This is a genomic window from Altererythrobacter sp. Root672, from assembly GCF_001427865.1.
Taxonomy (GTDB): domain Bacteria; phylum Pseudomonadota; class Alphaproteobacteria; order Sphingomonadales; family Sphingomonadaceae; genus Croceibacterium_A.
In genome coordinates, this window is sequence record NZ_LMHH01000001.1 from 1,612,203 (window position 1) to 1,624,104 (window position 11,902).

The 11,902-nt window shown below is 63.8% G+C and carries 10 protein-coding genes; 5 read left to right on the forward strand and 5 right to left on the reverse strand.

Features of this window, described 5'->3' with window-relative positions:
* Nucleotides 1-205: 205 nt before the first annotated feature.
* The 4 genes from ASD76_RS07800 (at nt 206) to purQ (ending at nt 4,877) form a co-directional block, all read left to right on the forward strand.
* Nucleotides 206-3,034: a M16 family metallopeptidase gene (locus ASD76_RS07800; protein WP_055920781.1), complete on the forward strand. Its 2,829-nt coding sequence runs from the start codon at nt 206-208 to the stop codon at nt 3,032-3,034.
* Nucleotides 3,035-3,117: 83 nt separating this feature from the next.
* A complete protein-coding gene (locus ASD76_RS07805) occupies nt 3,118-3,834 on the forward strand; it encodes a hypothetical protein (protein ID WP_156457584.1) in 717 nt (238 codons plus the stop codon).
* A gap of 126 nt (nt 3,835-3,960) precedes the next feature.
* A complete protein-coding gene (purS, locus tag ASD76_RS07810; protein WP_055920787.1) occupies nt 3,961-4,203 on the forward strand; it encodes a phosphoribosylformylglycinamidine synthase subunit PurS in 243 nt (80 codons plus the stop codon).
* A complete protein-coding gene (gene purQ / locus ASD76_RS07815) occupies nt 4,200-4,877 on the forward strand; it encodes a phosphoribosylformylglycinamidine synthase subunit PurQ (protein ID WP_055920790.1) in 678 nt (225 codons plus the stop codon). Before purS ends, purQ begins: the two co-directional genes overlap by 4 nt.
* Here the strand turns inward: purQ and ASD76_RS07820 are convergent.
* The 5 genes from ASD76_RS07820 to glmU form a co-directional block, all read right to left on the reverse strand.
* Nucleotides 4,874-7,222: a putative bifunctional diguanylate cyclase/phosphodiesterase gene (locus tag ASD76_RS07820; protein WP_055920793.1), complete on the reverse strand. Its 2,349-nt coding sequence runs from the start codon at nt 7,220-7,222 to the stop codon at nt 4,874-4,876. The two genes, purQ and ASD76_RS07820, sit on opposite strands and share 4 nt — an antisense overlap.
* A gap of 71 nt (nt 7,223-7,293) precedes the next feature.
* Nucleotides 7,294-9,117 (reverse strand): glutamine--fructose-6-phosphate transaminase (isomerizing), encoded by a 1,824-nt coding sequence (gene glmS, locus ASD76_RS07825; protein ID WP_055920796.1) that lies wholly within the window; start codon nt 9,115-9,117, stop codon nt 7,294-7,296.
* A gap of 17 nt (nt 9,118-9,134) precedes the next feature.
* Complete coding sequence (locus ASD76_RS07830) at nt 9,135-9,500, reverse strand: type II toxin-antitoxin system VapC family toxin (protein WP_055920798.1); 366 nt, start codon at nt 9,498-9,500, stop codon at nt 9,135-9,137.
* 6 nt (nt 9,501-9,506) lie between these two features.
* Nucleotides 9,507-9,740 (reverse strand): ribbon-helix-helix domain-containing protein, encoded by a 234-nt coding sequence (locus ASD76_RS07835; protein WP_055920801.1) that lies wholly within the window; start codon nt 9,738-9,740, stop codon nt 9,507-9,509.
* A 38-nt stretch (nt 9,741-9,778) separates the two neighbouring features.
* Nucleotides 9,779-11,143 carry a bifunctional UDP-N-acetylglucosamine diphosphorylase/glucosamine-1-phosphate N-acetyltransferase GlmU gene (gene glmU, locus ASD76_RS07840; RefSeq protein ID WP_055920804.1) on the reverse strand — a complete coding sequence of 455 codons (1,365 nt, stop codon included), beginning with the start codon at nt 11,141-11,143 and terminating at the stop codon, nt 9,779-9,781.
* 59 nt (nt 11,144-11,202) lie between these two features.
* Here glmU and ASD76_RS07845 point away from each other — a divergent pair, with 59 nt between their 5' ends.
* Nucleotides 11,203-11,874: an HAD-IA family hydrolase gene (locus ASD76_RS07845; protein ID WP_055920806.1), complete on the forward strand. Its 672-nt coding sequence runs from the start codon at nt 11,203-11,205 to the stop codon at nt 11,872-11,874.
* Nucleotides 11,875-11,902: the final 28 nt, after the last annotated feature.

Sequence of the window (11,902 nt, forward strand, 5' to 3'; positions counted from 1 at the left end):
TCCTTCGACAAGCTCAGGACGAACGGAAGTGGATGTTTTTCCTTGATAAATAGATGAGATTTCATTGAAAGACCTGAGCTTGGTTCGCGTGGTTCGCCAAGCTCACCATGATCAGTGCTAGGGTCGCCCTTCCCGTTCGTCCTGAGCTTGTCGAAGGACCAATCGCCATTGCCGGTTCAGGAATCATCCGCCATTCACGCGCCCGATGATCCGACGCTCCCTATTCGCAGCCTTCCTCTTAGCGACCTCCGTCCCTGCCCTGGCCCAACCGGCGCCGGTAGCGCCCGAGCACGAGTGGCCTTTCGAGAAGAGCGACCTCCCCGCTGACCCGGCCTACCGCTTCGGCCGGCTCGACAACGGGATGCGCTACATCATCCGCTCCAACGGCACGCCCGCGGGCCAAGCGATGGTGCAGTTCTGGATCAACTCCGGGTCGGTTGCCGAGACCGAACAAGAACGCGGCTACGCGCATTTCATCGAACACATGAGCTTCAACGGCTCGACCCGCATCCCCGAGGGCGAGATGGTCAAGCTGCTCGAGCGCGAAGGTCTCGCTTTCGGGCCCGACACCAACGCCTCAACCAGCTTCGATACCACGCTCTACATGCTCAACCTGCCGCGCAACGATCCGGCCTTGCTCGACACGGCATTGATGCTCATGCGGGAGACGGCGAGCGAACTGACCTTCAACCCCGAGGCGGTCGAACGCGAAAAAGGCGTCGTGCTGTCAGAGCGCCGCGTTCGCGACACATACGACTATCGCGACACGATCGACGGGCTTGAGTTCTTCTATCCCGGTGCCCGGTTCGTCGACCGCATGCCGATCGGGACATTCGAAACCCTGCAGGCCGCCACGCCGGAGAAGCTGCGCGAACTCTACCAGCGCATCTATCGTCCGGAAAATACCGCCATAATCGTGGTCGGCGACTTCGATGCCGACAAGGTCGAAGCTGAAATCCGCGAACACTTTGCGAGCTGGCAGCCGGCATCGATCATTCCCGAGACCGACCCGGGCCCGATTCCCTTCGATCTTGCTGGGCAGACCGACATCTACCTCGACCCCGCGTTGTCGGAGCAGATCACGATCTCGCGCCACGGCCCGGCGCCCGACCGGACCGATACCCGCGCTTTCCGTGAGAAAAACGTCCGCCGTCAGCTCGGCTACGGCATCATCAACCGCCGCCTTCAACGTCTGGCACGCGCGGAGAACCCGCCGTTCCGCAGCGCGGGCGTCGGCACGGCCGAGATGTTCGACGCCGGACGCACGAGCAACCTGGTCATCTACGCCGGCGAGGGCGAATGGCGCGGGGCGCTGGCGGCTGCCCAGGCCGAATACCGCCGGGCGCTCGAGTTTGGCTTCACCGAGGCCGAGGTGGCGGAGCAGATCGCCAACTTGCGCACTTCGCTGGAAAACAACGTCGCGGGCGCCTCGACGCGCTCCAACGCGAACTTCATCACCGGCGCGATCACGCTGCTGGAGGATAACCAGATCCCGACGACGCCGGACAGCGCGCTGGAGCGGTTCCTGGGGCATCTGCCGGAAATCACGCCGGACAGCGTGCTCGCGGCGCTCAAGGAAGAATTCGTCCCGCTCGACAACCCCCTGATCCGCTTCGAAGGGCGCACCGCACCCGAAGGTGGCGCCGAGGCGCTGCGGGCAGCGTGGAACGAAGGGATGGCCGTCCAGCTCGCGGCTGAGGACTCCGTCGGGCTCGAGGCCTGGGGCTATACCGACTTCGGCACGCCCGGCACGGTGGTTTCCGACACCGCTGAGCCGCTGCTCGGTATCCGAACGCTAGTCTTTTCGAACGGCCTACGCCTGAACCTCAAGAAGACCGAGCTCCAGCGCGACCGCATCTCCGTCCAGCTCAATGTCGACGGTGGTCAGATGCTCAACACCCGCGAGGATCCGATCGCGACGGCCATGAGCAGCTCGCTACCGATCGGCGGGCTCGGCAAGCATTCGACCGACGAATTGCAGTCGATCCTGGCCGGGCGCAGCGTCAGCTTCAATCTCGGGACGACCGACGACACCTTCGTCCTCAATGCCGGCACCACCCCGCGCGACCTCGAGGTGCAGTTGCAGGTGCTGGCCGCCGCGATCTCCGATCCCGGTTATCGGCCCCAGGGCGAATCCCAGTACCGCCGCAACATCAAGGCCTTCTTCGCCAGCCGCAACGCCACGCCCGAAAGCGCGCTGGCCAACGCGCTTGGCGAAATTGTGTCCGACGGGGATCCCCGCTTCACGCTCCAGCCGCAGGATGCCTATTTGGGGCTGTCCTTCGCCAGGCTCCGCGACGAGATCGCCGACCGGCTCAACCATGGCGCTCTCGAACTCGCGGTCGTGGGCGACTTCGATGAAGGCCAGACGATCGACATGGTCTCCCGCACGCTGGGCGCCCTGCCCCAGCGTGAGGCTGACTTCCGTGCCTATACCGACAACCGGACCCGCATGTTCACCACGGACCGCGCGCCCCGCGTGGTGCGGCATGAAGGTGCCGCGGACCAGGCGATCGTGCGCATGAGTTGGCCAACGCGCGACGACAGCGATTTCGCAGAAGTGCTCAAGCTCGACCTGCTCGACCGAGTCATGCGCATCGAACTGACCGACAAGCTGCGCGAAGAACTGGGCAAGACCTACAGCCCCGGCGTCAGCGCCAGCGAGTCCGACACTTACACCGGCTACGGCACCTTCAACATCGCCGCATCGGTCGACGTGAAAGAGGTCGACGCGACAAGGGCCGCCATTCTCGAAACCGTACGCTCGCTGATCGACCAGCCCGTCGACGACGACGCGCTGTTGCGCGCTCGCCAGCCGCTGCTGGAGGCCTACGACAACGCTCTCAAGACCAATGCCGGATGGATGAACCTGGCATACCGCGCACAGTCGAAAGCAGAGCGGATCGAACGCTTCACGACCGGCAAGGACCGCCTCGCCGCGCTGACCCCGGCCGATGTTCAGGAAATGGCAGCGAAGTACCTCCAGCCGGACAAGCGGTTGGAGATCATCGTGCTGCCGAAAGAGGGCAGCTAGACCTCTAGCCGGAATCGCCCCAGCACAATAAGGGGCACCAAGTTGAGAAGGGCCGCCGCGCGGCCGAGAGGGAACGCAGAGCAATGAATCGTCTTGGGTTTGCCGCCGTGGCGCTCGCCGCCACCGCCACTTTCGCCTCGCCCGCCGCTGCGCAGGGCGCTTGCAGCCGTGAACTGCTGCAGGGCATCGCCGACAACTGGATCTCCGGCGTCAAGAAGGGCTCTCCGTTCGAAATGAACCTCGGCGAATGGGTGGACTATCGCGAGAACCTCGAGATCGGCTTCCTGTCGGCGTTCTTCGACAACCAGGCGCGCACGGTCGACTTTAGCCGTGCGTTGCTCGACACCACGTCCTGCAAGACATTTGTCGAGGCCGTGCTGCTCAATCCCGAACGGCCGATGGTGTTGACGACGCAGCTCACCAACGGGTTCTTCGGCGTGGGTCCGATCGACAACCTGGTCACCGACAAGGGCGACTGGAAGTTCGACGCCAAGACCACGCTCGACAGCGTCAAGGCGGAGCAGTGGACCGAGATCCCGGCCGACAAGCGCATGAGCCGCCAGGACCTGACCGCGGCGGCCAACGCCTGGCTCGATGCTCGCGCTGCCAACGGTGCGACGACTGCCGATCGCCTCTACGTGATCGACGAAGTGCTCGGCGGCGTGAACGTACTCGCGCGGCTCGGCACGGACCGGCTACCGGCCAGCTTCACCTTCCGTATCGAAGACGGCCAGGTGAAGGCGACGCACGTTGCCGTGAACTGCGGCGAGAAGGCCAACTGCTCGGCTCCCGGTCTCTGATCTAAGAAATCCTCCTCATGAGCTTCGCTCACAGGGAGGATTTTCACCTTCATTACCCTTGCCGCGAAGGGCCTCAATTGCCATAGGCGCGAGCGACTCCCGTCTATTCGAGAAGGCCCCCGCCCGATGAAGGTTCGCATCCATGTCAGCCTCAAGCCCGGCGTGCTCGACCCGCAGGGCCGCGCCGTGCACCACTCCCTTGAAGGCCTTGGTTTCAAGGGCATCGAGGATGTGCGGGTTGGCCGCCTGATCGAACTCGACGTGGCCGATGGCACGAGCGACGCTGACCTCGACCAGATGTGCCGTCAGCTTCTCGCCAACATGGTCATCGAGAATTACCGCATCGAAAAGCCGGAGACAGTGGCGTGAGCTTCCGGTCGGCAGTCGTCACCTTCCCGGGTTCGAACTGCGACCGGGACCTGGCAGTGGCGCTGGAGAAAGTTTCCGGCACCCCGGCCCTGCGCGTGTGGCACGGTGACGCCGAACTGCCGGAAAAGCTCGACTTCATCGCGCTACCCGGCGGGTTCTCCTACGGCGACTACTTGCGTTCCGGCGCGATGGCCGCCCGCAGCCCAATCATGCAAGCGGTGATCGAAGCCGCGGGACGCGGTGTGCCGGTCCTGGGTATCTGCAACGGCTTCCAGGTCCTGACGGAATCGGGCCTGCTGCCGGGTGCGCTGATGCGCAACGCCAACCAGCACTTCATCTGCCGCACGGTCCAGCTTTCGGTCGAGAACAGCCAGACGCTGTTCACCGCAGGCTACCAGACCGGGCAGGTTATTCACGTTCCGGTCGCGCACCATGACGGCAACTATTTCGCCGACGACGACACGCTCGATCGGCTTGAAGGCGAAGGCCGCGTGGCTTTCCGCTACGCCGAGACGGTCAACGGATCGCGTCGCGACATCGCCGGCATCCTCAACGAGGCGGGCAATGTGCTGGGCATGATGCCGCACCCGGAACGAGCAATTGAGCGGGAGCACGGCAGCACCGACGGCCGCGCCATGTTTGAGAGCGCGATACGGGGTCTGGTAGACGCCTAAGCCGCCGCTACACGGCCCTTTCGGCCGATCAGCTTAAACGCCTCATCGGCCTCCATTGGGCGGCCGAAGTAGTAGCCCTGGATCTTGGTGCAGCCGAGGTTCGTGATCAGCGCTACTTCCTCAGCCGTTTCTGCGCCCTCGGCAGTCGTCGTCATTCCCAGGCTGTCGGCCATCGCCACGACGGCGCGGATGATGGCCAGGCTTTCCACGCTGCCCTGCGCCGCCCCCTGCACGAAGGTGCGGTCGACCTTGATTGTCGAGAAGCGCAAGGCCCTGATGTAGCCGAGTGACGAATAGCCGGTGCCGAAGTCGTCGAGCGCCACCGAGCAGCCCAGCGCCATGATTTCCTCGAGCGTCTGCCGCGCAGTCCGCGCGTCGCGCAGGAAGATGCTCTCGGTCACTTCCACCTCGAGCCGGTAGGGCGGCAATCCGCTGTCCACCAAGGCGCGGATGACGTTCGCCGAGAAGCCCGGCTCGAGCAATTGTTCGCCCGAGACGTTGACCCCGACCTTGATGTCGCCCGGCCAGCGAACCGCCTCGCGGCATGCTTCGTACAGCACCCACTCGCCGATCGGTACGATCAGGCGCGTATCTTCGGCCAGGGGGATGAACTTGCCGGGGCTGACGAACCCATGCTCCTTGCTCTGCCACCGGAGCAGCGCCTCGAAGCTCACCAAGGTCCCGTTCTTCGCGTCGACGACGGGCTGATAGTGGAGCTTCAGTTCCTGCTTGCCGATCGCGTTACGCAAAGCGAGCTCCAGCTTGCGGCGCTCTTCAGCGTTGGCGTGCAGCGACGGTTCGTAGCGGAAGTGAAGCCCGCCGCCCTCGTCCTTCGCGCGGTAAAGCGCGAGATCCGCGTTGCGCATCAGCATCTCGACGGTGTTGCCGTCCTTGGGGCAAACGGCCGAGCCGACGCTCGCCCCGATGTAGAGCTTGTGATTGTCCACGTCGTAAGGCTGCGAGAGGGCTTCGATCACGGCTTCGGCGACCCTAGCGACGGCCCCCTCGGTCGAAGCGTCGCTTATAACGATGGCGAACTCGTCGCCACCCAGACGCCCGCACTGTTCGTTCTCGCCAATGACGGACTTCAATCGCTGGGAAACCTGCGCGAGCAGCCGGTCACCCACCTGGTGTCCCAGTGAGTCGTTCACCGACTTGAAGCGATCGAGGTCGATCATCAGGAAAGCGCAGCGGCTCCGCCACTGGTCGGCAAAGCGCATCGCTTCGCCAAGCGCCTCGGTCAGCATGAGCCTGTTGGGCAGGCCCGTTAGCGTATCGTAGCGCGCCAGGTAGGCGATCTTCTCGTCAGACTCGCGCTGTTCGGTGACGTCGGACCCGACGCCACGGTATCCGATAAAGCTGCCGTTCTCATCGAGCATCGGCGTACCCGACAGTTCCCACCAGCGTCGGCCGGTAGCGACCGTCACCTGGACCAGCAGGTTCGAAAAACTCTCCCGGCGCTTGAGCCTTTCCGCCAGGTCGTAAAGGCTGGGATGGAACTGGCCACTGTCCCAGCTATCGCCCGCGATCAACTGGATGAACGGCAGGCCTTCGGCAGCTGCCGGGTCCTTGCCGAGCGCAAACGCGAAGCGCGGGCTGGTGGACCTGACACGACGGTTGGGATCGACCTGCCATAGCCAGTCGGCCTCGTTCTCCTGGAATTCGCGCAGCAGGAGTGAAACCACCTCGTCCTTCTCTGCGACCCCAGCCTCGGCGATCTTGGCCGACAGATAGGTTCGAGCGGAATCGATAGTTCCGGAGATCGCCAGCGTGATGAACGCCAGGATCACCGCGGCAAATCCATAGTCGCGTGATATGACGAAAGACGCACTCGCGGTGCCACCGGTGATAGCAATGAACACCACCGTACCCATCGGCGCGGACGACAGGATTGAAGCCGAACTGGCAATCAGCATCGCCACCAAGGTCCAAAGCGCGAAGTGTTCCGCCTGCCCGCCGTATGGAGGCAACAGGATCATGGCGGCAGCCCAAACCAAGGCGTTGCCCGCCACGCCCAGCGCCTGGCGCCTGAATTCGTGCCTGGTCATCGTGCGCCGGTCGATGTCGGCCAGGCTGCGGTCGATCCTGATGGTATTCCAAGTCGCCGCGACCGCAGCCACAAGCCACAACCCGAGAAGCCAGACCGGCACCTTGCCGACAAACACGCTCACGGTGACTGAGGCGGCCAGGGCGTGGGCTATGGTGCGGATCAGCACGGTCTTGTGCAACTGGCCGTACTGCAGAGCACGCACCCGCGCCCAATCGCCATCGGCTGGACCCTTCAGGCCCAGTAGCTCCAACGCTGATAGCCGCAGGGTCGGCAACTCGGATGGATTCGCGCTCACTCATCGCGCGTAAGCCATCAATGGTTAGAAGCGGGTAAAGCCCCGGGCAGAGGAATGCCGGATTTGCGAATTTATTCGACGGTCACCGACTTGGCGAGATTGCGCGGTTGGTCGACGTCGGTCCCTTTGACGCAAGCTGTGTGGTAGGCAATCAGTTGCACCGGAACCGCATAGACCAGCGGCGCGATCAGCGGGTGGACTTGCGGCATCTCGATGGTCGCCATGCAGCCCTCCCCGGCTTCTTCGAGGCCTGCCTTATCGGAGATCAACACGATCTTGCCGCCGCGTGCCCTCACCTCCTGCATGTTCGAGACGGTCTTTTCGAACAAGGGACCCGAAGGAGCCAGGACAATCACCGGCACCGCTTCGTCGATCAACGCGATCGGACCGTGCTTCATTTCACCCGCAGCATAACCTTCGGCGTGGATGTAGCTGATTTCCTTGAGTTTTAACGCACCTTCCAGTGCCAACGGAAAGTCAGGTCCGCGGCCTAGGTAGAGAACATCGCGGGCCGGCGCGATCAGGTGCGCCATGGCGGCAATCTCGTCGTCATGCGCGAGCGCAGCGTTGAGCGAGGCCGGAGCTTCGAGCAGGTGCCGAACGACTTCCGCCTCTGCCTCTCGGTCGAGCCGGCCCTTCTTGACCGCGAAATGCGCCGCGAGAGCCGCAAGCACCGCCAACTGGCAGGTGAAAGCCTTGGTCGAAGCGACGCCGATTTCCGGGCCGGCATGGGTCGGCAGCAGCAAGTCCGCCTCGCGCGCCATCGAGCTGGTCGGCACGTTGACCACTACTGCGATTGTCTGCCCTTCGGCCTTGCAGTGCCTCAGCGCCGCCAGCGTATCGGCCGTTTCACCGCTTTGGGAAATGAACAGCGCCAGCCCGCCGGGCTGAAGGACCGGCTCGCGATATCGGAACTCGCTGGCGAAATCGAGGTCGACGGGAACGCGCGCGAACTGTTCGAACCAGTACTTGGCGACCATCCCGGCGTAGTAGCTGGTACCGCACGCCACGATGGTAACCCGATCGATCGCCGAGATGTCGAAGTCGATCTGCGGCAGGGCGACCTGCATTTCGACCGGCCGAAGGTAGCTGCGCAGAGTTTGCGCCACGACCGTCGGCTGTTCGAAGATCTCTTTCTGCATGAAGTGGCGATAGTTGCCCTTCTCGATCGCCGCTGCCGATGCACCTGACGTGGTAACTTCGCGCTCTACTGGATTGTTATCCTTGTCAAAGATTTCGGCGCCTTCGCGAGTGATTACAACCCAGTCGCCTTCGTCCAGGTACGAAATCTGCTGCGTCAGGGGCGCAAGCGCGAGCGCATCGGAACCGAGGTAGGTCTCGCCTTCACCGTAACCGACCACCAGCGGAGAGCCGAGCCGTGCGCCGATGAGCAAGTCCGGATGGGCCCGAAACGCGATCGCAAGGGCAAAGGCGCCCCGCAATTGCGGCAGGACTGCTTTCACCGCATCCTGTGGCGACAGGCCTGCCTCGATCTGTTCCGATACGAGGTGGGCCACAATCTCGGTATCGGTTTCGCTTTCGAGCGTGCGGCCCCGCGCAAGCAGCCCTTCGCGCAATGGCTTGAAGTTCTCGATGATGCCGTTGTGGACCAGAGCGACCTGATCGGTGGCGTGCGGGTGCGCATTGCTTGCCGTCGGCGCGCCGTGGGTCGCCCAACGCGTATGGGCGATGCCAATATCGCCCGGAGCCGGATGGCGTTCAATCTCGGCAACCAGGTTGAGCAGCTTCCCCGGCGCCCGTCGGCGGATCAGGTTCCCGCCGTCGATCGTGCAGATACCGGCGCTGTCATAGCCGCGGTATTCCATCCGCCTGAGACCGTCGACCAGCCGCTCTGCGACCGGTTCCTTGCCGACGATACCGATGATTCCGCACATGAGGAGGCTGCCTTGCGTTAGAGGATGTAAGGTACGCGGACGCCCGGCATCTGCGCCGGAAAGTCCTTTGTGTTGCGAGTGACCAAGATGGCTCCGTTAACCTGCGCGGTCGCGAGCACATAGGCATCCAAGAGCTTGATCCGCATGCGAAAACGTATGTCGGCGGCGGCCAGAGATATCCGGCCGTCGACTTCGACTATCTCGAAAGGTGCAATGAGCTGCTGGACTCGATCACGCGTTTCCAACGGCTCGCCAGCCAGAACCTCAGTCCAAACGACGCGACTGATCCGATGCCGAGCATAGCGAGACAATTCGATGCTGGCCTGGGGACGATCCTTCAGCCAGTCGATCAGAATATTGGTATCAAAGAAGGGATCCGACACAGATTTTCAGTCGAAATCGCGGTCTTCGCGCATCGCGCGCTGATACTCGACCGCATCCCCAATGTCGTCGCGATCTCTCCAGTAGCCAGCGCCGCGAGCGATCCAGGCATTTCCTGTATTGCGGACAAGGTAGAGCTTGATCGCCTCGCGAATGGCCGCTGCGCGCGAGCGCTTGTCCTTCGCCGCCAACGCATCGAGTTTCTCGATGTCTTCCTCAGGGATGTCCACCAAAGTTCGCATGATATACTGATATCATATCATGATATCATGTCAAGGGCTCAGCCCTTTTTCTCGGCCTTTTTCCGCTTCATGGCGTCGTGGAAACGATCGGCCCAGCCGGGCTTTACCAGCTGATCTGCCCGGACCATCCGCAGCTCTCCGTCGGCAACGTCACGGCTGACCGCGCTACCGGCGGCGACGATGGCGTCCGCTCCGATTTTGACCGGTGCTATCAAGGCGCTGTTCGAACCGATGAACGCGCGCGGACCGATCTCGGTGCGATGTTTGAAGTAGCCGTCGTAGTTGCAGGTGATGGTCCCCGCGCCGATGTTGGCCCCTGCCCCGACCGTGGCATCGCCGAGGTAGGTCAGGTGATTGGCCTTGGCGCCCTGTCCCAGGACGGCGTTCTTCACTTCGACGAAGTTGCCGACCTTGCTGCCCTCCTCGAGCACAGCTCCTGGGCGCAGCCGCGCAAAGGGGCCAACCGAGGTCCGCGATGCAAGCCTGGTGCCTTCCAGATGGCAGAAGGCATGGATCGTGACTTCGTCCGCCACTTCCACGCCGGGTCCGAAGACCACGTTCGGCTCGACCATCACGTCGCGGCCGAGGCGGGTGTCCCAGCTGAAGAATACCGTCTCGGGCGCTACCAGCGTCGCGCCTTCGGCCATCGCCTGTGCCCGCCGCGACCGTTGCCAGCGCGCTTCGGCCTCCGCCAGCTCGGAGCGGGAGTTGATGCCGGCAACCTCGTCAGGCTCGTCAGTCGTGATCACCGCGCAGTTGCGGCCCTCGGCGATGGCGATGTTGACCACGTCGGGCAGGTAGTATTCGCCCTGGGCGTTGTCGTTGCCGACCTTGCCCAGCAGCTCGAACAGCACCTCCGCCTTCGCTGCCAGCAAGCCCGAGTTGCAGAGCATGCAGGTGCGCTCGCGCTCGTCTGCGTCCTTGAACTCGACCATGCGGGCGATCTGGCCGTCCTCGGCGATCACGCGGCCGTATTGCAGCGCGTCTTCGGGCAGGAACCCCAGGACCACTGCTTCGGGCGCATCGGCGGCATGGAGCCGCTCGATCATCGCCTTCATGGTCTCGGCCCGGATGAACGGCACGTCGCCGTACATGACCAGCACGTCACCCTCGAAGCCAGCAAGCGCGCTCTCCGCCTGCTGCACCGCATGCCCGGTGCCGAGCTGCGGCTGCTGCACGGCGATGTCGGCCCGGCCGCCGAGGTGCGCCTCGAGCTGTTCGCGCCCCTCGCCGACCACCACCACAGTCTTGGTCGGGGCCAGCGCCTCCAGCGAGGCCAGCAGGTGGTCGATCATCGACCGTCCGGCAATCTCGTGCAGCACCTTGTGCCGCGTGCTTTTCATCCGCGTGCCCTTGCCGGCGGCGAGGACGATGGCTGCGATCGGTCGTTCGGAAGCTCCCATGGAGGCGCAATGCCACCAATCGGTTGCCGTTTCCATACGGCTCCGGCAAGGGCCCGTGGATGGCTGACTTCCCCTTCGAAATTGTCGGGTTCGACCTCGACGGCACGCTTGTCGATTCCAACCGCGACCTCGGGCCGGCGGTGAACCATGCGCTGACCACCGTCGGCCGTCCGCTGATCTCGCAGGATGCCACCCGCAACCTGATCGGCGGCGGTGCTCGCCGGATGCTCGAGCGAGCGTTCGAGCTGACCGGCGGCGAGTTGCCGGAAGACGAGTTCGAAGGCGCCTACGGCGAACTGCTGATCCACTACGAGGCGCACATCGCCGACCACACCGTGCCCTACCCCGGCTGCCTCGACGCCCTCGACGCCCTGGCGCAGCGGGGCTGCAAGCTGGCGGTGATTACCAACAAGATCGAAGTCTACTCGCGCAAGCTGCTCGATGCCCTGGGCATGACCGACCGGTTCCAGGTGATCCTCGGCGGCGACACGCTCGGCCCTGGCCGAGCCAAGCCGGCGCCCGACATGATCGACACCGCCATCCTGATGTGCGGCGGCGGCCGCTTCGCGATGGTCGGCGACAGCACCTTCGACGTGAAAGCCGCCCGCAACGCCAATGTGCCCGTGGTGGCGCTCAGTTTCGGCTACAACGACTTGCCGGCGGCGGACCTCGGCGCGGATGCGGTGATCGACCGCTACGAGGACCTGGTGGGCGTCCTCGAGAGGCTCTGACCGGTCAAAGTGTCAGTCCAAAGGTAAT

What these genes read in the sequence shown, in the direction of transcription:
- ASD76_RS07800 (WP_055920781.1), top strand. Translation starts at nt 206, where the DNA reads ATGATCCGACGCTCCCTATTCGCAGCCTTCCTCTTAGCGACCTCCGTC.
- ASD76_RS07805 (WP_156457584.1), top strand. Translation starts at nt 3,118, where the DNA reads ATGAATCGTCTTGGGTTTGCCGCCGTGGCGCTCGCCGCCACCGCCACT.
- purS (WP_055920787.1), top strand. Translation starts at nt 3,961, where the DNA reads ATGAAGGTTCGCATCCATGTCAGCCTCAAGCCCGGCGTGCTCGACCCG.
- glmS (WP_055920796.1), bottom strand. Translation starts at nt 9,117, where the DNA reads ATGTGCGGAATCATCGGTATCGTCGGCAAGGAACCGGTCGCAGAGCGG.
- ASD76_RS07835 (WP_055920801.1), bottom strand. Translation starts at nt 9,740, where the DNA reads ATGCGAACTTTGGTGGACATCCCTGAGGAAGACATCGAGAAACTCGAT.
- glmU (WP_055920804.1), bottom strand. Translation starts at nt 11,143, where the DNA reads ATGGGAGCTTCCGAACGACCGATCGCAGCCATCGTCCTCGCCGCCGGC.
- ASD76_RS07845 (WP_055920806.1), top strand. Translation starts at nt 11,203, where the DNA reads ATGGCTGACTTCCCCTTCGAAATTGTCGGGTTCGACCTCGACGGCACG.